This window comes from Candidatus Amarobacter glycogenicus, assembly GCF_016704105.1.
In the GTDB taxonomy this organism is placed as follows: domain Bacteria; phylum Chloroflexota; class Dehalococcoidia; order Tepidiformales; family Tepidiformaceae; genus Amarobacter; species Amarobacter glycogenicus.
Map to the genome: position 1 here is coordinate 432647 of NZ_JADJAT010000019.1, position 21426 is coordinate 454072.

At 65.9% G+C, this 21426-nt stretch carries 21 protein-coding genes and 2 pseudogenes; 14 read left to right on the top strand and 9 right to left on the bottom strand.

The features are described from left to right. Positions 1 to 74 precede the first annotated feature (74 nt). The gene (locus IPG14_RS13420; RefSeq protein WP_343392147.1) at positions 75 to 1277 is read left to right on the top strand and encodes a sensor domain-containing protein; all 1203 of its coding nucleotides are present in this window, start codon (positions 75 to 77) and stop codon (positions 1275 to 1277) included. Here IPG14_RS13420 and IPG14_RS13425 read toward each other — a convergent pair. Beyond that, positions 1265 to 2530, bottom strand: coding sequence for an FAD-dependent oxidoreductase (locus tag IPG14_RS13425; RefSeq protein ID WP_343392148.1), 1266 nt, complete (start codon positions 2528 to 2530; stop codon positions 1265 to 1267). The genes IPG14_RS13420 and IPG14_RS13425 overlap by 13 nt on opposite strands. 80 nt (positions 2531 to 2610) lie before the next feature. On the opposite strand from IPG14_RS13425, the gene IPG14_RS13430 reads away from it, so the two are divergent. The 3 genes from IPG14_RS13430 (at position 2611) to IPG14_RS13440 (ending at position 5989) form a co-directional block, all read left to right on the top strand. Further along, positions 2611 to 3519 carry a cyclase family protein gene (locus IPG14_RS13430; protein ID WP_343386058.1) on the top strand — a complete coding sequence of 303 codons (909 nt, stop codon included), beginning with the start codon at positions 2611 to 2613 and terminating at the stop codon, positions 3517 to 3519. Positions 3520 to 3584: 65 nt separating this feature from the next. After that, entirely contained in the window at positions 3585 to 4727 is a 1143-nt protein-coding gene (locus tag IPG14_RS13435; RefSeq protein WP_343392149.1) for a hypothetical protein, read from the top strand. Between the two features lie 50 nt (positions 4728 to 4777). Then, a complete protein-coding gene (locus IPG14_RS13440; protein WP_343392150.1) occupies positions 4778 to 5989 on the top strand; it encodes a PQQ-dependent sugar dehydrogenase in 1212 nt (403 codons plus the stop codon). Positions 5990 to 6007: 18 nt separating this feature from the next. Here IPG14_RS13440 and scpB read toward each other — a convergent pair whose 3' ends face one another. From scpB to IPG14_RS13455, 3 genes are read right to left on the bottom strand one after another with little or no spacing between them, the layout of a single operon-like run. Then, entirely contained in the window at positions 6008 to 6571 is a 564-nt protein-coding gene (gene scpB / locus IPG14_RS13445) for an SMC-Scp complex subunit ScpB (RefSeq protein ID WP_343386062.1), read from the bottom strand. Continuing rightward, a complete protein-coding gene (gene amaP / locus IPG14_RS13450; RefSeq protein ID WP_343386063.1) occupies positions 6568 to 7281 on the bottom strand; it encodes an alkaline shock response membrane anchor protein AmaP in 714 nt (237 codons plus the stop codon). Before amaP ends, scpB begins: the two co-directional genes overlap by 4 nt. Continuing rightward, a complete protein-coding gene (locus IPG14_RS13455) occupies positions 7278 to 8567 on the bottom strand; it encodes a MiaB/RimO family radical SAM methylthiotransferase (RefSeq protein ID WP_343392151.1) in 1290 nt (429 codons plus the stop codon). Before IPG14_RS13455 ends, amaP begins: the two co-directional genes overlap by 4 nt. 112 nt (positions 8568 to 8679) lie before the next feature. Here IPG14_RS13455 and infA point away from each other — a divergent pair, with 112 nt between their 5' ends. Further along, entirely contained in the window at positions 8680 to 8898 is a 219-nt protein-coding gene (gene infA / locus IPG14_RS13460; RefSeq protein ID WP_343386066.1) for a translation initiation factor IF-1, read from the top strand. A 43-nt stretch (positions 8899 to 8941) separates the two neighbouring features. Next, on the top strand, positions 8942 to 9361 hold the full coding sequence (locus tag IPG14_RS13465) for a spore germination protein GerW family protein (protein WP_343392152.1): 420 nt from the start codon (positions 8942 to 8944) through the stop codon (positions 9359 to 9361). A 220-nt stretch (positions 9362 to 9581) separates the two neighbouring features. Here the strand turns inward: IPG14_RS13465 and IPG14_RS13470 are convergent, their stop codons facing one another. Genes IPG14_RS13470 through IPG14_RS13480 form a run of 3 tightly spaced genes read right to left on the bottom strand, consistent with a single transcriptional unit; the run spans position 9582 to position 11591 of the window. Further along, a complete protein-coding gene (locus IPG14_RS13470; RefSeq protein ID WP_343392153.1) occupies positions 9582 to 10319 on the bottom strand; it encodes an ABC transporter permease in 738 nt (245 codons plus the stop codon). Further along, a complete protein-coding gene (locus tag IPG14_RS13475; protein WP_343386069.1) occupies positions 10316 to 11260 on the bottom strand; it encodes an ABC transporter ATP-binding protein in 945 nt (314 codons plus the stop codon). The genes IPG14_RS13470 and IPG14_RS13475 overlap by 4 nt, the downstream gene beginning before the upstream one ends. 4 nt (positions 11261 to 11264) lie before the next feature. Then, on the bottom strand, positions 11265 to 11591 hold the full coding sequence (locus IPG14_RS13480) for a hypothetical protein (protein WP_343392154.1): 327 nt from the start codon (positions 11589 to 11591) through the stop codon (positions 11265 to 11267). Positions 11592 to 11846: 255 nt separating this feature from the next. Here IPG14_RS13480 and IPG14_RS13485 point away from each other — a divergent pair. The 5 genes and pseudogenes from IPG14_RS13485 to IPG14_RS13505 all read left to right on the top strand — a co-directional run. Then, a pseudogene (locus IPG14_RS13485) lies at positions 11847 to 12241 on the top strand (chromate transporter); the annotation flags it as partial. A gap of 69 nt (positions 12242 to 12310) precedes the next feature. Then, positions 12311 to 12976, top strand: coding sequence for a chromate transporter (locus tag IPG14_RS13490; protein ID WP_343392278.1), 666 nt, complete (start codon positions 12311 to 12313; stop codon positions 12974 to 12976). A gap of 70 nt (positions 12977 to 13046) precedes the next feature. Then, the gene (locus tag IPG14_RS13495) at positions 13047 to 13532 is read left to right on the top strand and encodes a hypothetical protein (RefSeq protein WP_343392155.1); all 486 of its coding nucleotides are present in this window, start codon (positions 13047 to 13049) and stop codon (positions 13530 to 13532) included. Next, on the top strand, positions 13475 to 14134 hold the full coding sequence (locus IPG14_RS13500; protein WP_343392156.1) for a hypothetical protein: 660 nt from the start codon (positions 13475 to 13477) through the stop codon (positions 14132 to 14134). Before IPG14_RS13495 ends, IPG14_RS13500 begins: the two co-directional genes overlap by 58 nt. 127 nt (positions 14135 to 14261) lie before the next feature. Continuing rightward, the gene (locus IPG14_RS13505) at positions 14262 to 14795 is read left to right on the top strand and encodes a DinB family protein (RefSeq protein ID WP_343392157.1); all 534 of its coding nucleotides are present in this window, start codon (positions 14262 to 14264) and stop codon (positions 14793 to 14795) included. Positions 14796 to 14797: 2 nt separating this feature from the next. Here the strand turns inward: IPG14_RS13505 and IPG14_RS13510 are convergent, their stop codons facing one another. Together IPG14_RS13510 and IPG14_RS13515 are read right to left on the bottom strand one after the other, a co-directional pair. After that, positions 14798 to 15322, bottom strand: coding sequence for a DUF1697 domain-containing protein (locus IPG14_RS13510; protein WP_343387455.1), 525 nt, complete (start codon positions 15320 to 15322; stop codon positions 14798 to 14800). Between the two features lie 188 nt (positions 15323 to 15510). Then, positions 15511 to 15948 (bottom strand): hypothetical protein, encoded by a 438-nt coding sequence (locus IPG14_RS13515; RefSeq protein WP_343386075.1) that lies wholly within the window; start codon positions 15946 to 15948, stop codon positions 15511 to 15513. Positions 15949 to 16117: 169 nt separating this feature from the next. On the opposite strand from IPG14_RS13515, the gene IPG14_RS13520 reads away from it, so the two are divergent. From IPG14_RS13520 to IPG14_RS13530, 3 genes and pseudogenes are all read left to right on the top strand, one after another. After that, positions 16118 to 20149 (top strand): LuxR C-terminal-related transcriptional regulator, encoded by a 4032-nt coding sequence (locus tag IPG14_RS13520; protein WP_343392158.1) that lies wholly within the window; start codon positions 16118 to 16120, stop codon positions 20147 to 20149. Between the two features lie 152 nt (positions 20150 to 20301). Then, entirely contained in the window at positions 20302 to 21072 is a 771-nt protein-coding gene (gene dnaN / locus IPG14_RS13525; protein WP_343392159.1) for a DNA polymerase III subunit beta, read from the top strand. After that, a pseudogene (locus tag IPG14_RS13530) lies at positions 21072 to 21356 on the top strand (DNA polymerase III subunit beta); the annotation flags it as partial. The gene dnaN and the pseudogene IPG14_RS13530, both read left to right, overlap by 1 nt. Between the last annotated feature and the right edge of the window lie 70 nt (positions 21357 to 21426).

The window sequence follows — 21426 nt, forward strand, 5'->3', positions numbered from 1 at the left end:
GACGGCGGGACACGGCCGAGCGTGCGAGAATGTCCGCCAGCGCGACCGGTCCCCGGCCCGCCTGGAGGATCAGAGTGAGCGAAGCGGTCCCATCCGGACGAAACCCGCTTCGGCGCACCTTCGGTATCGCCACCGAATGGTCGACCTACGCGGCGCTCCTCTATCTCCTCCTCGGGCTGCCGATCGGTATCGCCTCGTGGACGGCGCTCGTCACGCTTCTCGCGGTCGGTGGTGGCCTGGCCGTCACCGTCGTCGGTATTCCCCTGCTCCTCCTCACGATGTACGCCTGGTGCTTCGCCGCCGATGCGGAGCGGTTACTTTCGAACACCCTTCTCGGCACCCGGATTCGGCCCTTGCCATTCGGAAACGAACACGGGACCCGCTGGCGCTGGCCCCGCCTGAAGGCGCGACTGCGCAACGCGCACACGTGGCGTGCCCTGGTCTTCCTCCTGGTCGTGCGCTTTCCCCTTGGGATCGCCGGCTTTGCCGTGCTTTCCAGTACGGCGCTGTTCGCGCTTCGCCTCGTGTTCGAGCCGCTCGCCGTCGCCCTGGGTGTCCACGAACAGGTCTTTGGCTGGACCATCGATACCGGGCCTGAAGCGATTCTCGCTGCCGGTTGTGGGGTGCTCTTGCTCGTCCCCTCGCTCTACGTGGTGCGGGTCACCGCCTGGGCGACCGGGCTGGTCAACACCTTCCTCCTCCAGTCGCCGGAGACCAGCACTCCCCAACCTCAGGGCGAAGCCCTCGACCGCGCGCTCACGGCGGCCGTGCGCTGGCCCGGCACATTCGCCCGCCGCACCGGAGATGCCGCCCGTCGAGAGCGCTCTCTGCAGGTGCGGATCTGGGCATTTCATATGGCCCTCTACGGGGCGGTAATGGCAGTCCTCGCCCTCATCGATGCAGCCTTCAGCAACGGCCAGTGGTGGGTCGTCTGGCCGGCCTGGGGATGGGGCATCGCCCTCGCCCTCCACACCGGCTACCTGCTGGGCGGCCACCTCGGTGGGCACGCCTTCGCCTTCGTTGTGACAAACATCGGGCTGTTCGTGATCGATGTGCGCTTCGCCGAAAGCACGTGGTTCTTCTGGCCGCTCGTTGCCTGGGCGATCGCCGTCGCGGCGCATGCCTACGCCTACTTCGTCTTCGCTCCGGTCGAAGCGGAACCGCGCCTGGAGGCGTTCGTTACGGACCCGCCTCTGTCCGCCGCCTCGCGCGCAACCGGCTCCCGCACGCTGGAAGGCGACCCCGACAATGAGTCCCCCACTCCCTACGGCAGGTAGGCGCCGGCCGCGCGGAGCTTGCCGCGCAACGACTCGACATCGAGCCCCTGGTGGGCCACGCCATGCTGCAGCGCAAGGGCGGCCCCCAGCCCTGCCGCTTCGCCCGTCGCGAAGCACGACGGGATCTCCTTCGTCGCGTGGTGCGCCCTGTGGTCGGCCGAGATGCAACGCCCCGCAACGGCAAGGTTCGTCGTCCCCTGGGGGATGAGCGAGGCCCAGGGGATCTCGTACGTCGAGCCGTACTTCGTCCAGTTCCCCGTAATGGCTACTGCATCCGGGCGCGGCTGATCCATCTCCTCCCGCGTAAGCATGTGCTTGCCAACCAGCCGGCGCGTCTCGGTGATACCCAGAGTGGCAGCGAAGCCTGCCAGGTAGGCGCGCTCGAACCCCGGCGCCTTTCCTCGCAGCCGATCTACTTCGGCCCGTACAAGCCGCCTGCATTCGACTTCGGCGTACGTCAGGTCGTCCGGGTTGGCGGCATCGATGTCGTGTTCAATGCGCTCGGCGGCGCCCCACGGATGGAGATAGCCGTGCTCGCCAGTGGTCTTGTAGTACCCGGGCCGCAGCTTGGAAGTCTCCGCCGCATCCTCATCGACGTTGGCCGTCCGGAACCAGAGCCACGGATGCACCCGCTCCGATTCGACCGGCTCACCGGCGAGGACGGCGATGTCGGCGTCACCCGTGCAGTCGATAACAGCGCTGCAGGCGATCGCTTCCCGTCCGGCCTTCGATTCGAAGACGACGTGGGTGATACGGTCCCCGTCTTTCACAACCCCGGTCGCCCAACGATGAAACCGCAGGTCCACACCCGCCTCCGTGACCATCAGGTCGGCTTCGCACTTGAACTCCTCCGGGTCGTAGGCAACCGAGTAGCGGACGACATGGGGGCCGCTGCCCCAGACGAGTCCAAGCCGCTGGTACTTCTCCACGAGCACTGCATCCGGCGAGCCCCACTCCTCTTTCGGGGGAAAGAGGCATGCTTTCCGCGCCGAGAGCCGGTCCACCATCTCCTGGCAGAGCCCGGCGATGACCTGCTTGCCCCGGCCGTCGTCGAGCGTCAGGAGCAGGATGATGAGGCCGTTCGTCGCCAGGCCCCCGAGGGAACCGTAGCGCTCAACGAGCATCGCCCGTGCCCCGGCGCGGGACGCCGCTACAGCCGCAGCCAATCCGGCCGAGCCGCCGCCAATGACCAGGATGTCGGTCTCGGCGATGACTGGCGTTCGGCGTTCGGGTTCGGTGATGAAGGTGCGCATGGCGCGATTCTAAGAGGGCCCGGGCAGCTCCGGGCGAGTGCGGTAGAGTTCGCTGGCAAATTCGACCGGAGGAAGACCCCATGCCCGAAGAGCCGCTGCCCACCGAAGAACAGGTCCGAGGCTATCTCGAAGCCTGCAGCAACTGGGGCCGCTGGGGCCCGGACGACAGCGCGGGGACGGTGAACCATGTCACGCCCGAGAAGCGCCGGGAGGCCGCCGCCCTGGTGAAGACGGGACGCGCCGTCTCGATCTCGTATCCCCTGAACACCGTCGGTGGACCGGGGAACTGGAACCCCGCCCAGCACTTCGTTCGATCGCTGCCGGACTTCTCGGTCGACTACATCGGGCTCCTCTTCCACGGCTATGCGACGACCCATGTTGATGCGCTCTGCCACATCTTCTGGGAAGGGAAGATGTACAACGGCAAGCCCGCGACGGATGTCACACCCCTCGGCGCCCGCTCGGGTTCAGTCGATGCATGGAAGACCGGGATCACCACCCGTGGTGTCCTCATCGACATCCCGCGCTTCCGCGGGGAACCGTACGTCACGCTGGAACGGCCAGTGCGTGCCTGGGAAATCGAGGACGCAGCGCTCGCCCAGGGCACGCCTCTCCGGCCGGGAGATGCGGTCCTTGTCTATTCAGGGCGGCCGGCGTACTTCGCCGCGAACCCGGCGGCGGTCCCTGGCGTCGCGCCCTCGCCCGGGCTCCACGCCGACACGGCCCCCTACCTCAAGGGAAAGGATGCCGCCATCCTCGGGTGGGACCAGATGGACGCCGCACCCTCGGGCTACCGGATATTCCCCGGGCTCTCAGTTCACGTCCTGACGATCGTTTTCATGGGGATGCCACTGCTCGACAACGCCTTCCTCGAGCCGCTCGCCCAGGCCTGCGAGGAAGAAGGCCGATGGGAGTTCCTCTTGACCATCAACCCGCTGCATGTCCGGGGAGGGACCGGGTCGCCGGTAAACCCGGTGGCCATCTTCTGACCTGGTCACTCGCAGGCGGGGATGCGGCGGGTTAGCATCGTCCCTACGGGTGAATGGAGGGGACGATGCGAAACCGGGCACTCGCAGGCTCCGCCGGGGGCGTCGCCGGCGCCGCAGTCGGCCTGCCGGCGTTCTACCTCGCCCGCCGCCTGCGCTATGAAGGCTTCGATCCGGGAAAGGACCGCAAGCCTCCCCCTCTGGACCTCCAGGTGACTGCCGTGAGCGACGAGACCGTGACGCTCCGCCGAGCCACGCGGACGCCCGACCTCGCCGCCAGCGAACCCGGCCATTTCCTCCTCCAGGGAGCCCGCGGCTGGGGCTATGCCGGCCGCGTGATCGATTCGAACGGGCTCATCGCGATCCGCGAATTCCGTCACGGCGGCGGGGACCTCCGAGCAGGCGACTACCTTCGGCTCGATAGCTTCGCCCACCCATCTGACCCCCGCGAGGCGCTCGGGCTCGCCTTCGAGCATGTGCGCGTCAATTCCCCGCTCGGCAGTTTTCCCGCCTGGTACATCCCGGGTTCGTCCAGCACCTGGGCGATCATGACCCACGGCAAGGGCGCCGATCGCCGCGAGGCCTTACGCATGATCCCGGCCCTGGCGGAGTCTGGCCTCCACTGCCTGGCTATCACGTACCGAAACGACCTCGGTGTCCCGGCTTCGCCGAACGGACTGTACAGCTACGGCCGTGACGAGTGGGAGGAACTCGATGGGGCTGTCGCTTTCGCCCGCGCCCGCGGTGCCTCCGATATCGTCCTCGCCGGCTACAGCATGGGTGGGGCGATCACCCTCAGCTTCATGGCAAAGTCCGCGAACTCGCCTGCTGTTTCAGCCCTCATTCTTGATGCACCGATGTCGAATCTCGCCCCAACGGTCGAGCATGGCGCTCGGCGGGCAGGCCTGCCCATCTGGTTCCTCGGAATCTCCAACCGTCTCGCGGCACTCCGCTACGGGTTCAACTGGACGGATTTCGACTACCTGAAGACACTTCCGAACTTGCAGGTCCCGGTCCTCCTCTTCCATGGCGACGCCGACGCGACGGTCCCGGTCGAGTTGAGCGACGCATTCGCTGCGCGGCGACCGGACCTGGTCCGCTACGTGCGAGTCCCCGGGACGGGCCACGTGCGGGCCTGGAATACCGACCCGGCCGGATATGAACTCGCCGTGCGCGAGTTCGTCCGGACCAGGCGCTCAGTGCGCACTTGACGGTGATTCCTTACCGACCGTAACAGCTGTTTCAGAGACCATATCGCCTGATGCGAAACTGGATTATCCCGACACTGGTCGCCGCGGGCATCTTCCTGGCCTCATGCGACGACACTGAGCCTGACCTCGCTGAGCCATCACCAACGCTCGCTCCTGACTCCACAGCAACGAGCACCGGCGCCAACCCGTCGCCCGTGTCCGTTGCCAGCCAACGGTTCGCCACCGGCTACAACCGCCCCGTGTTCATCGCCAATGCCGCCGACGGGAGCAACCGGCTCTTTGTCGTTGAAAAGTCCGGCATCATCCGCATCCTCAAGGAAGGCCAACAACTCGCCACGCCGTTCCTGGATATCTCTGCGATCGTCCGTTCGAGCAGCAACGAGCAGGGCCTTCTTGGGCTCGCGTTCCACCCGGAGTACGAGAAGAACGGTCGGTTTTTCGTCGCCTACACCGCCCGAAGCGGCGAGAACGCCATCGCCGAGTACCGGACCGTCCCGCCTGGCAGCGACACGGCGGACCCGGATTCCGGCAACCTCCTGATCGCCGTCTCCGATCCTTACCCCAACCACAACGGGGGGATGCTCGCCTTCGGACCGGATGGCTACCTGTACATGTCGATGGGCGACGGCGGGAGCGCCGGCGACCCCAATGGGAACGGGCAGAACATCAATGCCATGCTCGGCAAGATCCTCCGGATCGACATCAATGGCGGAGGCGACTACACAATCCCTCCCGGCAATCCCTTCGCTGCCCACCCAACGGCCAGGAAGGAGATCTGGGCCTACGGCCTGCGCAACCCATGGCGCTTCTCGTTCGACCGGAAGACGGGCGACCTCTGGATCGCGGACGTCGGACAGGGGAAGTGGGAAGAAGTCGACTTCCAGGCCGCTGGCGCCGAGGGTGGCCTGAACTACGGCTGGAACATCATGGAGGGGGACCACTGCTACCAGCCTGCCGCCGGATGCGCTGAAACGGGGCTCACGAAGCCCGTCTTCGAGTACGACCACGGCCGCGGCTGCTCGATCACCGGGGGTTACGTCTACCGCGGCACCGCGATCCCGTCGCTCGCCGGACGCTACCTGTTCACCGACTACTGCAGTGCCACCCTCTGGGCGCTCAGCCGCGGGGCCGATGGCAAGATCACTTCCAGCGAACTCGGAAAACTCCCCGGTGGCGTGACAACGTTCGGCGAAGACGAAGCCGGGGAGCTGTACTTTGCCGTCGATAGCGAAGGCACCATCTATCGGCTCATCGCGAAGTAGCGCTCCGGACCCAGCCGTTCAGATATCGGCTTCGACCAGAGGCTCTTCCGGCGCGCTCGGTAGCGGCGGCAGCTCGCGTGGGCTGCGGATGCCGAAGTGCTCGAGGAAACGCATCGTCGTCCGGTATAGCTTCGGGCGGCCGGGACCCTCAGCTGTGCCCGTGTTCTCGATCAGACCGCGTTGTTCGAGGATCGCAACAAGCCGGTCGCTGTTCACGCCCCGGATGGCCTCGATTTCGCCACGGGTGCAGGGCTGCTTGTAGGCCACGATCGTCAGCGTTTCAAGGGCCGCCCGCGTGAGCCGCTGCCCCGGCCCGGTGCCGAGCATATTCTCCACGTACCGGGCGTAGGCCGGAGCCGCGCCGAGTTGGTATTTCTGGCCGTCTTCCAGGAGCCGAAGGCCGCGCGCCTCGTAGTCCGCGCTCAGCTGGTTCAGCGCTTTGCGAGCGGCCCCATCGCTCACCCCCGCGGCGCGGGCTAACGCGGTAAGCGGCTGCGGCTCTTCGGCGACAAAGAGGAGCGCCTCCATCACCCACGGCAGTTCGCCCGGCGGGGGCGCGGATATTGCGTCAGCTTCGGTCATGCCTTCGGCGATTCCTCATCATTCGGGGATACGAAACGCGGCGCCTCGGGCGGCCGGGCAGCCTCGTCCGTGGCCGGCGCCTCCGACTGGCTGGCGGGCGCGTGCTGGGGGCGGAGGTCCGGGGCCGGCGTGCGCGGCCGCTTCACCGGGACCGGACGGGCGGCCATTTCGTCGTAGCTGATGCGGATCACTGGCCGGCGAACGGCAGTCACACCCACCTGGTCGCGCAGGGTCTCTTCTACCGTCGCGCCGATCAGCTTTGTCACATGGGCGATGCTGGCACTCGGTTCTATCTGGACATCGAGGAAAGTGTCGACCGCGCCACCCGCGAGGGAGACCCGCGGTTTCGCGGTCTGGATCTCCGGGAGCGATTCGAGCTCGTCTTTCAAGAGCGACTCTACTGCTGCCGAAGTCACCTCGACGGTCCCTCCGTCGGTCTGGCGGATGCGAAGCGCTCCCCGCGACGGCCGACGGCGGGGCCAGATCGCGATCAATAGCGTGATCAGGGCAAACAGCCCGATACCAGCGATGATCCCGGTGAGGACCCACTTCTCGGCGTTATCCGCTTCGATGAACGCCTGGATGTTGAGGTCCTCCACATCCAGGTCGAGTTGCTGGTCCTGGTTCCACGCCAGCGCACCGATGCCGCCGAGAGCGGCGAGCAGCACGAGACTGTAGAAAACGAGAAGGATGCGCCGAAGTGCGTTCACACGGCCTCCCCGGGGATACTTCCCCGAACCCCGTCATGGTACACCCCGCCCAGTCGCACGGGCGCAATCCGGTTGGTGCGGCCCGCCGCCGCGTACACGGGGATGTAGTTGTCCGTGTAGCCAAACGCCAGCGCCGGCTCCTTCGCGAAGACCCGCTCCGATTCCCATAGCACCGGCCGGATCAAGCCTTCGCATTCCCGCCGAAATGCCGCGGCGAGCTCGCCGTTGAGTTCGAGGAGGCGCCGCATCCGTTCCTTCTTCGTCTCCGGCGGAAGATGGCCTGGCATGAGAGCAGCGCTCGTGCGGCTGCGCTGCGAATAGGGAAAGCAATGCATCTGCGCGAACCGGGCTTCCCTGCACAGGTCGATCGTGGCACCGAAGTCCGCCGCTGATTCACCAGGGAAACCGGCGATCACATCCGTCGTTACTGCCGCAGCCGGCACGGCCGCCCTGATCCGGTCGACCGCCAGGAGGAACTCGCGTGCGGTGTAACGCCGCCTCATCGCGGCCAGCGTGAGCTCGCTCCCAGATTGCAGGGCGAGATGGAAGTGCGGCATGAGCCGCGGGTCGCCCCACAGCGCAAGCAGCTCCGGTGTCATGTCCTGGGGTTGAAGCGAACTGAAACGCAGGCGCGCGACTTCCGTGCGTTCGAGGATCCCGGAGATCAGGTGGTGTGGCTTCATGGGGATGAGCAGGTCGCGACCCCAGGCGCCGAGTTGCGTCCCCGTTACGACGACTTCCCACGCGCCCGCATCAACGGCTTGCTGGACTTCGGCAGCGACTCGGTCGATGGTGCGCGATTCCTCCCTGCCACGGGTGCGCGGGACAATGCAGAAGCTGCACACATCGTTGCAACCCTCCTGTGCTTTCACGAAGGCACGGGCGGGGCCCCTGATCGGGGTTCGAAGCTCTCTCCCCGGTGCAGTTGGAGCCTTCGCATAGGGCAACAGGAACTCGATGAGTGCCACCTTATCGCTGTCGCGCGTGCCCGCCACGTAGTCGACGCCGAGAGACCGGATGGCCTGGGCGCCGGCCGCTTGCGCGAAGCAGCCCGTGACGGTTACGGCGGCGTGCGGCGCAAGCCGACGCACCGAACGGATGAGCTTGCGGGACTTCGCATCGGCAACGTGCGTCACCGAGCAAGTGTTGATGACGAACGCATCCGCTTCGCAGACCGAGTCGACGACATCGAAACCGACCTGGTGCAGCGACCTGGCGATCTCCTCGCTGTCGGCGGTGTTGAGCTTGCACCCGAGGGTGATAACAGCTGCGAGAGGGCGGGGCATCGGCCACAGCGTATCGCGATCCGTGACGCGGGACACACTCGCCGGTGCTTCGAAAGAGCGCCGATTGTGGTAGGGTTAGGGCAATCACATTTCGGTTTGGGAGTGTCTCTGTTTGGCAAAGAAAGAAGCGATTGAAGTCGAGGGTATCGTGACGCAGCCTCTACCGGATGCCCAGTTCCGGGTTGAGCTCGCGAACGGCCACGTGGTTCTCGCGCATATCAGCGGAAAGATCCGCAAGAACTACATCAAGATCCTCACCGGCGACCGGGTTCTTGTCGAACTCTCGCCATACGACCTGACCAAGGGCCGGATCACCTACCGGTTCAAGTAGGCGCAGGCTGCCCCTTCAGGCGCCGCGCACGGAGGGTAGAACAATGACTGATGACCTGAGCCGCGTGTTGCGAGAAGCCGAAGAAGCCGCAAGAGGCCGTGGCATTGACCTCGCCCAGGCCCTCGCCGACCGCGTCGGCCTCAAGGCGGGTGCGCACGCCGTTTTCGGCCAGCCGGTCGAGCGCGAAGGCATCACCGTGATCCCTGTCGCGAAGGTGCGCTGGGGCTTCGGCGGGGGCGGCGGCCGCGGGATCGAAGAGGGCAACGAGTCTGGCGAAATCGGTGAAGGCTCCGGTGGTGGCGGCGGCGTGATGGCCTCGCCCCTGGGCTTCATTCAGATCAGTGATGGCCGCGCCGAATTCAAGCGGACGCACGACCCTGCCTCCGCTGTCCCGGTCATCATCGCCAGCGGAATCACCGCGTGGCTCTGCTTGAGGGCGCTGAAACGCATCATCCGGGGCTAGCACCAGAGCCCGTCCATCCAACGCAAGAAGAGCACGAGAGGCCTCCCGATGGGGGGCCTCTCGTGCGTTGGTGAACTCACGAATGGGGAGAATCCCTGAGAATCCGCGGCGAGGACCAGCTACTGGCAATCGGAAGCCCTCGCCCGGGAAATGGCGATGCCGCCGCGGCGTTGGGGGCGCCGTGGCGGCATCGCGAGAGGGGTGCGCGGCCCGGAACGGGCTACCCGCGCCTGCGAATTGCGAACGCGCTGAGCGCGATGGATCCAACCGCAAATCCGCCCATCACCGCTATGTCCTTCGTCAGCGATGTGTTCGGCAGGTCGGTGATCGTCGCCCGTACGGCGTCCGCGGCATAGGTCGGTGGTGCGGCCTTCGCCGTCTGCTGCAGCAACTCGGGCAGCTGTGACGAAGGGAGGATCACGGGCGAAAAGAAGAGGACGTAGAAGATAATGAGTTGTGTGGCGGCGTTCGTCGCCTGCTGGTGAGGGATATAGACGGCCATTGCGACCCCTACTCCCGCCAACGAGAACACCGCCAGTACCATCACCACGAGAAACATCGGGTCGTAAGAGAGCGAGAACCCATAGTGCCACGCGCCGAAAGCGAGCGAGAAGGCGACACCAGGCAACGCCATCACGGCCACCACCGTCACCAGCGAGAGGAGATAAGCCTCGCGGCTGATTGGCAACGTGAGGAAGTACTCCATCCGCCCCTGTGCCCGCGCCTGGGAGAGGTTCTGCGGCAGCATTACCAGGCCGACCGTGACGAAGGCCTGCGTCGCCGTGCCGGTTACCAGGTACATCGCCGTCACTTCGGAAACGTCCGGGATCAGGTAACCCATGCCCAGCACGAGCCCAAGGGAGAGTGCGAGCTGGAGGATAGCGACGAACCAGAGCTCGTCGCGCATGGAGCGGAGCTGCACCGAAAGCAGATCGACATACTGGCGGATCGGAGTCACGAGGCAGCCTCCAATTCCCGCGGGGGCGCGACGACCGCGGCATAAATGTCATCGAGCGTCGGCGGCCCGATCCGAAAGTCCGCGAGCAGGCCAGCCTCTCGGGCCGCGCTGAGCCAGGCGCTGACGGCGGAGAGGTCGCGCTGTTCGAACAGGTATCGTCCGGGCGCCATCGACTCGGCGATGAGTGCCGGATGGAGCGAAACATCTCCCCGAAACGCCGTCTCCAGCCGCAGCTTGTCTGTCACCAGCGACCGCAGCGAACCCGGCGTCCCCTCCCGCACGATCTTGCCCCCATCGATGATCGCCAGCCGATCGATGAACCTTTCGGCCTCGGCCAGGTTGTGCGTCACAAGAAGCACGGTCGCACCTTGCTCACCGAGTTCGCCCATGGAGTTCCAGAGCAACTGGCGGCGGATCGGGTCAACGTCGTTCGTTGGCTCATCGAGCACGAGCAGGCGCGCCGGAGCCGCGATTGCCGCAGCGAATCCTGCCAGTCGCCGTACCCCGCCGGATGCCGCGTGCATCGATGTGGAAGCGAACTGGCCGAGGTCCAGTTGCCCGATCAGTTCATCCCGGCGGACCCGCGCGCTACGGGGGTCCATCCCTCGCAGCCGGGCTGAGAACTCGATCAGTTCTCCCACGCGAAGTGTCAGCAAGTCGAACTGACCCTGAGGCAGGAAGCCCACGTTCTTGCGCGCGAAGCCCGGGTCTGCGACGACATCCCGACCGGCGAGGGTGATCGTCCCCGCAGTCGGCCGGAGGACGCCGAGGACCTGGCGGACGAGTGTCGTTTTCCCGGCGCCGTTCGGTCCCAGGAGCCCGTAGATCTCCCCCGGGTGGAGCGAAAAGCTGATCCCATCGTTGGCGACCGTACCGGTGCGGTAACGCTTGACAAGATCGGAAACGGAAAGCACCGGCGGCGCACCAGTGTTGAGCACCACCGGGCTAAACCCGCACCGGCGCAGTGCGCCGAAGGAGGTCTTCGAAGGCGTAAAGCGCGTCTTCGAGCTTGTAAAGCCCGGGCTCCGCGGCCTGGATAACCTTCAGCCCCGCGACTGTGGCCGAACCCAGGAGGGCGACCGCTTCGAGGCTCAGGTCGTCAGCAATTTCGCGGTATCCCGTCGCGACGAGCAGACCGCCGGCGAAGCTTTCGACCGTCTCAGAGAAGGAGGATGCCTTCTGTGGGTCGAAGGGCCCGGGACCGCGAGCGCCAACAGCTTCGAGGCCTCTCTGGATGAGGGCGCCAAGCGGAGATTGCGAGCGTGGGGTCATGAGGGTCCCTCCTGAGTGATGGGATACTAACACAACGTTTAAGAAAATCAATATGTGTCTTGATTTTCCAAATCTTCGACTGAACCACCGTCGAATCGAGGCGAGAGTACGACGTGGGCAGACCCTTCGCCCGGACGGCCGCCAGGCCCGCCGCCGCAGTCGTCCCAACCTCACAAGAGGAGCTAAGGTTGCGGCGTGACGACAACAGTCCGCGGCTCGGTCGCCGAAGTCTCGTGGTATTTCCTCCGCCTGGGAGTGATCGCGTTCGGCGGTCCGGCTGCCCACATCGCGATCATGCGGCGCGAACTCGCTCGTGAACGGCACTGGACAACGGACCAGGAACTCGTCGACATGCTCGGCGTAACGAACCTGATCCCGGGCCCGAACTCGACCGAGATGGCCATGCACCTGGGGCGACGCGCGCAGGGTGGCGCGGCCTCTGGGCGGCCGGCTTCTGTTTCATCCTGCCCGCGACGGCGCTGACCATCGCCCTCGCCTGGGCATACGTGCGCTACGGCGCCACTCCGGCCGGAGCGGGCATCATCCTGGGGGTCCAACCCTTCATGCTGGCCATCATCGCGCAGGCGGTCTGGGGGCTTAGACCGGCGGCCCTCAAGGGCGTCGAAACCTTCGTCCTGGTGTTCGTCGTTGCATTCGCCGCAGCGGCAGGCGTTGGCGAAGTGCCTCTGATCTTCGGCGCCGGTTTCGCCATGCTCGCCATGCACACCGCCGTGCGCCTCCTCACGGCCCAGAGCCGGAAGAACCTGCAGCCGCTCCCGAATCCACGAAAAGGCGGGAAGAAGGGGCCATTCCGGCGGAACTTCGCCGTCGCCCCGGTGGCGCTGGCGGCAAGCGGGACACCCGGCGTTTCGGCGTGGGAGCTTTTCCTCGTCTTTCTCAAGATCGGCGCCCTCCTTTATGGCAGCGGTTACGTGCTCCTCTCCTTCATGCAGACAGAGTTCGTCGACCACCGTGGCTGGCTGACGCAGGCCCAACTCGTCGACGCGATCTCCGCCGGGCAGTTCCCCCGGACCGGTGTTCAGCACGGCGGCTTCGCCGGCTACGTGATCGACGGCTGGCGCGGCGCCGTCGTGGCGACGCTCGGCATCTTCCTTCCCTCCTTCGTGTTCGTCACCGCAACTCACCCGCTGGTCCCGCGGCTACGCCGCTCTCCCTGGGCGGCGCCCTTCCTCGATGGCGTCAACGCGGCGGCCCTGGCGCTCATGGCCGTCGTCACGCTGCGCCTCGCGTTCGAAGTCCTGGACGGGTGGTATACAGGGCTCTTCGCAGCCGCCGTCGCCGTCCTCCTCCGCCTCAACCCGAACAGTGCATGGCTGGTGATCGCCGGCGTTGGCGCAGGACTGCTTCATGCCGTCTTTGCCTGAGCGTGACACTGGCACTTTTAGGTTTTTGATACTTGGTGCACAATCCCTCGCCGGAGGAATGTGACCACACATGGCTAAAGTGAATGTCCTTGTCGGCACGCGGAAAGGCGTGTTCTCGCTAACCAGTGACCAGGCCCGCGACAAGTGGGCTATTGCCGGCCCGTTCGTCGGCGGACTCGATGTGAACCACGCCGTTATGGACCCTCGCACCGGCGCCATCTTCGCAACAGCGAACGACCCGTGGTTCGGGCCCACCATCCGTTTCTCCCGGGACATGGGAGAAACCTGGACCGATGCGAAAGCCAGCCCGCGCTTCGCGGGCGACCCCAAACCGGCACCAGGTGACTCCACACCCTGGTTCTTCCAGGAGTCGGTCATCATGGAACGTTGCTGGCACATCCAGCCCGGGCGCGCTTCGGAGCCCAACGTGATGTACTGCGGCGTCGGCCCGGCAGCCTCTTCCGCTCCGAAGACAACGGCGATACCTGGGTCGAGAACATGGCCCTCAGCGCCCATCCCACGAGGGAACGATGGAACCCGGGCGCCGGCGGACTGATCCTCCACTCCGTCGTCCTCGACCCGAAGGACAAGTCCCGGATGTGGACCGCCATCTCAGCAGGCGGCGTCTTCCGCACAGAAGACGCCGGAGCCAGCTGGCAGGCGGTGAATGACAACCTACGCGACCCCGGCGCCGCCTTCGACCCGAACCTTCCCCTCTACCCGGAAGCCGGCCAGTGCGTCCACCAGATCGCCCACGCCGCGGGCGACAACGACCGGCTCTACCTCCAGAGCCACGCCGGCACCTACCGCAGCGACGATGGCGGCAGCCACTGGACCGAAATAACCGCCGGACTGCCGTCGGACTTCGGGATGTCCATGGCGGCCCATCCGCACAACCCCGATACCGCCTACGTCGTCCCGCTCCAGGGCGGCGAACTGCGCTGCCCGCCCGAGTTCAAGCTGCGGGTCTTCCGCACGAGTGACGCCGGCGCCACCTGGCAGCCCATGACCGCCGGACTCCCCAGGAGCAGGCCTTCATGGGCGTCTACCGGGACTCACTCTGCACCGACACGCTCCCAAGCGCGGGCCTCTACATGGGCACCAACACCGGGCAGCTCTGGGTCAGCGCCAACGACGGCGACAGTTGGAAGCTCGTGACCCAGAATCTGCCGCCCATCTGCTCGGTCGAAGCGGCCGTCCTCGATTAGTCGCAAGTCAAGGCATGAACACAGCGGTGTAGCGCGCGGTATAGTCCGCGCGCTACACCCTCGCCGACGGAGTGCCCATGTCATCGATCGACTTCATGAAGCAGACCCTGGACTTCATCCACCGGGGGTTCAAGGGCGCGCCCGATGGCCTCACGGACGCGCAGCTCCACTTCGTCCCTGACGGACAGTCCCACTCGATTGCCTGGTGCATGTGGCACGGCGTCCGCATCGAGGACCTTTTCTTCCAGCAGCTCTTCCAGGGCAAACCGGCCGAATGGGACACCGGTGGCTGGGCAGCGAAGACCGGCCTCCCCGAAAAGGGCTTCGGCACGGGCCAATCCAACGACGACGCGCGAGCCATTCACATCGCCTCGCTTGATGCCTTCCGAAGCTACCAGGAGAAGGTCGCCGAACTCTCCACCGCCTTCCTCGATTCCATAAGCGAAGCGGACCTCGCCTCCCGCCAGGTCCAGATGCGCGACAAGACCGAAACGCTCGGCGAATCCATCAACCTGCACCTGGTCATTCACCTGAATGGCCACCGCGGCGAGGTCAACCTTCTTCGCGGCATGCAGGGCTTCGACCCCGTCCTCCTGAACCAGGGCGGCTGAGCCTATCCCCGCAGGAGCCTCGCAACTTCCTCGACCACATGGAAGTACCGTGTCGTCCCCTCACTCCTGACCTGCTTCGAAAGCCAGCCGTTGATATCCAGCCCCTGCGGCCGCTCCAACGGCGCGGCCGTGAGGATCTCTCGTTGTTGCACCGCGACGACGTGGAACTGCCGGTTCGCCCCCGCAACCACATCCGGAGGCAACGTCTCCCGGAACAGCGTCACATACCTTGAGTGTGTCTCGGCCGGAAACGCGGCGAACGGGTTGCCGGCGATGGTGGCTTCGAGGTGCTCCAGCGAACGCACAACGGCCGGCGCGTTCCTCAGCCCGCGTTGCACCAGCGCATCCTCGATGGCCGTGGCGGCATCTTCGGCGGCGAGCCCGGATTCGAACAGGACGTTCCCGGTCTGGAGATAGGTCGAGACATCGGCAAGGCCGGCCTCAGCGCAGAGAGCGCGCAGTTCGGCCATCGTGATCCGGTTGTGTTTCCCAACGTTGATGGCGCGGAGGAACGCGGCGTAGCGCATCCGCGGAAGTCTAGCGCAGCGGGGCCGACGGCCGCGTGCCGGCGCTGGGTGTGAACGGGTGGAGGGGGAGGACAGGGTGTGGTGGCTCGCTTCCTCGAGACGACCACACCCTGTCCCCACAGCAGGGGTGAGAGCGCCGATGGCTGGGACGCGGGGCCTCTACCCCACGCCGCGGCGCCCTGCATCGATCAGGTGGCGAGGTTTATCACCCGGTCTACGGTGTTGAACGAGGCAAGGATGCGGTTCCCCTCTTCCAGGCACTCGGCGACAAACAGCGCCTCCTCGGCATCGGCGACCACGATGACCTCATCGCGCATTGGCGAAAGACCGACTGAATACCGCACGTTGTTCCCCAACGCGAGCGCGAGCCGGAGGTCAGACGCCGTCTCTTCCGAATCGACGATGTAGTAGTTGATTGCCAGCGGTAGCTGCGTATTCGGGCCAAGGCGGACGACGGACACCTCGGACGGTTCGTTCGCTGCGGCTTCAGGACGAGATCGTCCCGTCGTCGCGACAAGCAGTATGCCGGCCACGACGAGGCCGGCGAGCACCGACCCTTCGGCAACCGCGGCAATTTGCCATGCGCGCCTTTGCCATGGATGGACTTCGTTTGGGTGGTCGGCCATCAGAAACCTCGGCAGCGGCGTGAGCGCTGGTCTCCCGAGAGTGTTTCCGAGCCCATTGGGGCCGGCATCGCCGGTTTCGTGGGTTGGAACTGTGTATTTCGGCGCGGAGATACACGGAATCGTGGATCTCTTCGCTTGCGGTGGGCGCCCATAATGGCGCTCATCCTCTATGGCGATTGAACGAACTTCCGGCGCGCGAGGCGAAGCTTCCCTGGACTTGCGGGGCCTGACGGCACGCGAGCGAGAAGTGCTGACACTCATCGGCGCGGGCCGGACGAACCGACAGATCGCCGAGCGACTGACCATCAGCCTTCCAACGGCCGAACGGCATGTCCACAACATCCTGACCAAACTGGGCGTCTCGAACCGGACGGAGGCTGCAGCGAGGGCGCGCCTCACTTTGAGGGTGGATGCGGCCAGTCAGCTCGAAGACGGGGAGGAACACGCCGGCTCGCTTCGCGAGGGTTCGCCGTTCCCGGGCCTCCGCGCCTACACCGCCGACGATGCGGACGTTTACTTCGGGCGCCAGGAGGCGATCGCCCGGGCGCTCGACCGCGTCGCGTCATCGGGCACCGCCACGATCGTCGGCTCCTCCGGGAGCGGGAAGTCTTCCCTCATCCGCGCCGGGCTGTTTCCCGCACTGCGCGCAGGCGCCATCCCCGGAAGCGAAAAGTGGCAGTACATCGTGATGTCTCCCGGGGCCGACCCCCTCGCCGAGCTCGCATCGCGGCTAGCTGCGATCGAGCATGTCTCCGCAATCGCCATCCTCAACGACCTGGAAGCGGACCCTCGAGCCCTGGACCTCGCGGGCCGCTACGCCGGCCGCGGCGAGGACGACGACTCTCTCCGCCTCGTCCTGGCAGTCGACCAGATGGAAGAACTCTTCACGATGTGCCACGACCGTGGCCAACAGCGCCAATTTGCCGCGCTGCTGGCCCATGCGATGGCAGCGGACCCCCAGCGTGTGATCCCCGTGTTCGCGGTGCGGGCCGACCTTTACGGCGAACTCGGCAGCCTCCCAGGCATCGCGCAGATGCTCGAACGGGGGCACATGTTGCTGGGCCCGCCCGCTCCGGCCGACCTGCGCGATGCTATCGAAGGTCCGGTCCGGGCCGCGGGGTTGGCAATCGAGCCGGAGCTGACCGAACGCATCCTCACCGACCTCGGCGACGCGCCCGGTGCACTTCCGTTGCTCTCGCACGCGCTCCACGAAACGTGGAAGATCCGCGCCGGGCGGACGCTCGCACTCGCAGGTTACCTCCGCTCGGGAGGCATCCGCGGCGCTATCGCGCAAACTGCAGAGCGCGTGTTTGCAGAGCTACAGCCCGGCGAGCGGGCCGCCTGTCAGGAGTTGATGCTTCGCCTCACGGTCCTCGGTGAGGGGGCGGAACCGACACGTCGCCGGGTCGCATTCATCGAGCTCTCTTCGCCCTCGGAGGGGCGAGCCGACCCGTACCAACTGGCACAGAAGTTCGCAGAGGCCCGCCTGCTGACGATGTCGGCGGACTCGGTGGAAGTCGCCCATGAAGCACTCATCCGCGAGTGGCCTCGCCTCCGCGAATGGCTGGAAGAGGGCCGCGAAAGCCATCGCATCCTCCGCCACCTCACGCAGTCGGCGGAATCGTGGGACCGGCTGGGACGAGACCGGGACGAGTTGTACCGGGGAGCGCGGCTCGCGGCGGCGTCAGAATGGGCGCAACGTGCCGGCGCCGGTTTGAGCACACAAGAACGCGAGTTCCTCGGCGCCTCATTGAAGGCACAGGACGAGGAGCGCCTGCGAGACGCCACCCGGTTCCGGCGGCTGCGCCTGCTGGCTTCAGGGCTCGCGGGGCTCGTCGTGATTGCCGCGCTGGTCAGCGGCATCGCCCTCTGGCAATGGAACCGTGCGAACGACCACCGTGCGCGCGCCGAAGCGGCTTCGGTCGACGCGAACGCGCAGCGCGACGCCGCCCAAGCGTCTGCCCTCGAAGCGACTCTGGCCCGGTTGGAGACCGAGATCCCGCTCCTCCTCGAACCCGACCGCAGCCTGGCTTTCTTGCTCGCGCGGCAGGCCTACGACCTCGCCCCGGGACCGCGAACCAGTAGCCTTATGAACCGCGTCCTTGGCGACGATCCCCGGTGGCTCGGCGCCATCCACCCAAGCGAATCGCTGGTCGCCCTGTACTTTCCCAGTCTCGATGGAAAGTACGTCGCCCTCTCGACGCAGTCCGGATTGCTGGAACTGCGTGATCCATCGACGCACGCGGTGGTCTCCAGCGTGCGCAGCTTCCCCGGCCTGACCACGAACACCGCGCTCTGGTTCCCTTCCAGTGGGCTCGTTCCCCATGCCGCGAAAGCGCCCGCCGGCGAAACGGGCGTAAACATCTACACGGTGCCCGAGCTGGAACTCGTGAGGACCATCTCCTGGGACAAGGATACTGAACAACTCGGCGGGTTCGGGACAGGGCACCCGGAGGTGGCGATCCTCCGGAAGGCAGCCTCACATCGGTTGCTGCCAAAGCCTACGCCTTGTGGATGCGGCCTCGGGGCGGAACGCAGAGTCACGCTTCCGGCCCTGCAGTTCACGCCGAACTTCTACTTCGACGCCACCGGCACGCACGTCGCCGATCTCGTGGCTGGGCCGGATGCGGGAAAGATCGCGCTGCTGGACTCCAGTACTTTCGAACTCCTCGCGATGATCAGGCCCACGGGAGACTCGCTCCGTTGGTACGACGTGTCCCAGGACGGGAGCGTCCTGCTCACTGGTTACAGCTTCGGGAACCTGCAGGCATGGGACCCGGCGACCGGAGAGCTGCTGGGAACAGGGAAGGTGGACCTCTTCAGTCCCGGGCAATTCAGCTTAAATCCCAACGGCACCCTAGCCGCCATCGCCCTGGCGACAGACAAGTACGCGGTCATGTCGGTGCCGGAACTCACTCCGGTCGGTCCGCCGTTCCTGGTGGGGCCGGGCGGCGTGTTTACCGCCTTCGGCGCAAACGACGAGACCTACTTTAGCTTCACGGCCACGCACAACGAAGTCGATCACTGGGCCATAAACGGTGATGGCCTCGTGAACGCGCAAAGCCTGTCCACCGGCGTCGGGCGGTCCGAGTTCGCCCCGGACGGCTCGTGGATGGTGAAGCAATCGCCGGATGGGTCGTGGTCCCGGTGGTCGCTGCCCGGGCTCACGTTGCTCAATCGGTCTGGCGTCAACGTTGGCACAGCGGCGAACAACCGCTTCAGCCTGACCGCGATTAGCCCGATCGTGAGCGCGGACGGCAAGTACATCGCGACAGCGAACACTGACTGCCCGCGTGGCAACCAGGCCGGGTGTTCGGGCAAGGTGGTCCTCTGGAACGCGGAAACCGGGATGCCCGTCGGCCAGCCGATTCCCGTTGCGAACGCTGATAGGGCTGGCGGACCTGGCATCGTTGTGGCTTTCCACCCGAACCTTCCGCTCCTCGCGCTGGGCGGGCCACCCCCCGGAAGTGGCCAGCAAACCACGATCGAAATCTGGAGCTTCGAAGCCGGCGACCTGAAACGGCAGAGCAGCTTCCTCGTGCCCACCAGCGGTCAGGGGTTCGGCGCGATGACATTCTCCACCTTCGCGGCCGGCGGCGGCCCCGCGCTCACCATCGCCTCGGAGCTTGGTCGTGTTGCGTTGTGGGAGACTTCAGGGAGCACCCCAAGGCTTCTCACGACCCGACAGTTCGGGCGCCAGTCGTTTCTCGACGGCAGTCAGCAGGGCTGGATCGTTGAGGGCGACGGCACGGACATCAAGATCTTCACCGCTGACCAATTCGCTCTCGGCGATGGGGCTGAGCCGACGCGCGTACTGAAGGGCGCGATGCCCAAGAACGACGGCGCCTTCGCCCGCGTTTCATTTACGGATGACGGTAGGTTGATGGCGCTCGCCCAGTTCGGCGCGACCGCCCGCGTTTCGCTTTGGGATCTCCAGACCGGCGAATCGATCGCATCCAGCTTCAACTGGCTCCCGAGCGGGACGGCTGGCAGGCCCGACGGCGTCTTCCTCGCGCCCGATGGCTCGTACCTGGTTGTCTCCAACGACAACGCGACAGTGGTCTGGGACCTCGACATCGCGCATTGGGCGGAAAAGACCTGCGAAGCCGCCGGCCGCAACTTCACCCAGGCCGAGTGGACGAAATACTTCCCCGGCCGGGAATACGCCACAACCTGCCCGCGCTGGCCCGTCCGGCAGTAGCCCGCACCCCCAATCGACCGACTCTCACGAGATCCTGTCGACTTCTTCGATCATTATGTACTGTGATTGATTCGGGATAATTGCTTAAGCGGATGATCACTCTCCTTGTCCCGCTACCTTCGCAATTCCTATACTACGAACCAATCCCTGAAATGGATCAGGCGGGTGAACACATGAAAGTCCAGGTCCTCCAGGAAAACCTCCAGCGCGGCCTCACCATCGTCGGCCGCGCCGTCGCCGCGCGTTCGACTCTTCCCATCACCGCGAACGTCCTCCTCCAGACCGACCGCGGCCGGCTCAAGCTCGCCGCCACCGACCTGGATATCTCGATCTGCGCCTGGATTGGCGCCAAGATCGATGAAGAAGGCGCTACCACGGTCCCGTCTCGCCTGATCGGTGACTTCGTCTCGCAGCTCCCACCGGCGACCGTTTCGATCGAAGTCCCCGGCAATGGCCGCCAGCTTCGCCTCGAATGCGCCCGCAACGACTCGACCATCAACGCCATGGACTCCGAGGATTTCCCCCGCATCCCCGAGCTGCGCGACGGCGTCACCCTCGCTTTCGACCCCAAGGCCCTCCGCCGGGCCATCGAACGCGTCGAGTTCGCCGCCGCCACCGACGACTCACGCCCCGTCCTCACCGGCGTCCACGTCAAGACCGATGGCGTCCGCCTCACCCTGGCCGCCGCCGATGGCTTCCGCCTGGCCGTCGCCGATATCACGCTCGCCGAATCCCCGAGCGAATCGGTCGAAGTGATCATCCCCAGCCGCGCCCTCCGCGAACTATCCCGCCTCGTCGGCGAATCCAACGAACAGGTCGAGATGCGCATCAACCCGCAGCGCACGCAGGTCCTGTTCGCGATGACCGACGTCGAAATGGTCGCCCAGCTCATCCAGGGACATTCCCGAACTACAACCAGCTGATCCCGGCCGAATACACCACCAAGGCCACCGTCAGCGTCGACGAGTTCAAGCGCGAGACGCGCATCGCCGCCATCTTCGCTCGCGACGGGAGCGGCATCATCCGACTCCAGCTTGCACCTGGCGAAGGCGGCCAGCCCGGCCAGCTCACGATCAGCGCCCGCGCCGACGAAATTGGGGACAACGAAGGCAAGGTCGATGCCCGCGTCGAAGGGGACGCCTCGAAGATCGCCTTCAACTCGCGCTACCTCCAGGACGTCCTGAACGTCCTCAGCGGCTCCGTCGCCCTCGAAATGACCTCTCCGTCATCCCAGGGCGTCTTCCGCCCCGTGGACGAAAACGGCATCAGCGAACCGG

What these genes read in the sequence shown, in the direction of transcription:
- IPG14_RS13495 (WP_343392155.1), top strand. Translation starts at nt 13,047, where the DNA reads ATGGCTAAAGTGAATGTCCTTGTCGGCACGCGGAAAGGCGTGTTCTCG.
- IPG14_RS13500 (WP_343392156.1), top strand. Translation starts at nt 13,475, where the DNA reads ATGGCCCTCAGCGCCCATCCCACGAGGGAACGATGGAACCCGGGCGCC.
- IPG14_RS13490 (WP_343392278.1), top strand. Translation starts at nt 12,311, where the DNA reads ATGCACACCGCCGTGCGCCTCCTCACGGCCCAGAGCCGGAAGAACCTG.
- IPG14_RS13480 (WP_343392154.1), bottom strand. Translation starts at nt 11,591, where the DNA reads ATGACCCCACGCTCGCAATCTCCGCTTGGCGCCCTCATCCAGAGAGGC.
- IPG14_RS13430 (WP_343386058.1), top strand. Translation starts at nt 2,611, where the DNA reads ATGCCCGAAGAGCCGCTGCCCACCGAAGAACAGGTCCGAGGCTATCTC.
- IPG14_RS13510 (WP_343387455.1), bottom strand. Translation starts at nt 15,322, where the DNA reads ATGCGCTACGCCGCGTTCCTCCGCGCCATCAACGTTGGGAAACACAAC.
- IPG14_RS13465 (WP_343392152.1), top strand. Translation starts at nt 8,942, where the DNA reads ATGACTGATGACCTGAGCCGCGTGTTGCGAGAAGCCGAAGAAGCCGCA.
- dnaN (WP_343392159.1), top strand. Translation starts at nt 20,302, where the DNA reads ATGGATCAGGCGGGTGAACACATGAAAGTCCAGGTCCTCCAGGAAAAC.
- IPG14_RS13425 (WP_343392148.1), bottom strand. Translation starts at nt 2,530, where the DNA reads ATGCGCACCTTCATCACCGAACCCGAACGCCGAACGCCAGTCATCGCC.
- IPG14_RS13455 (WP_343392151.1), bottom strand. Translation starts at nt 8,567, where the DNA reads ATGCCCCGCCCTCTCGCAGCTGTTATCACCCTCGGGTGCAAGCTCAAC.
- scpB (WP_343386062.1), bottom strand. Translation starts at nt 6,571, where the DNA reads ATGACCGAAGCTGACGCAATATCCGCGCCCCCGCCGGGCGAACTGCCG.
- IPG14_RS13505 (WP_343392157.1), top strand. Translation starts at nt 14,262, where the DNA reads ATGTCATCGATCGACTTCATGAAGCAGACCCTGGACTTCATCCACCGG.
- IPG14_RS13440 (WP_343392150.1), top strand. Translation starts at nt 4,778, where the DNA reads ATGCGAAACTGGATTATCCCGACACTGGTCGCCGCGGGCATCTTCCTG.
- IPG14_RS13515 (WP_343386075.1), bottom strand. Translation starts at nt 15,948, where the DNA reads ATGGCCGACCACCCAAACGAAGTCCATCCATGGCAAAGGCGCGCATGG.
- IPG14_RS13435 (WP_343392149.1), top strand. Translation starts at nt 3,585, where the DNA reads ATGCGAAACCGGGCACTCGCAGGCTCCGCCGGGGGCGTCGCCGGCGCC.
- IPG14_RS13520 (WP_343392158.1), top strand. Translation starts at nt 16,118, where the DNA reads ATGGCGATTGAACGAACTTCCGGCGCGCGAGGCGAAGCTTCCCTGGAC.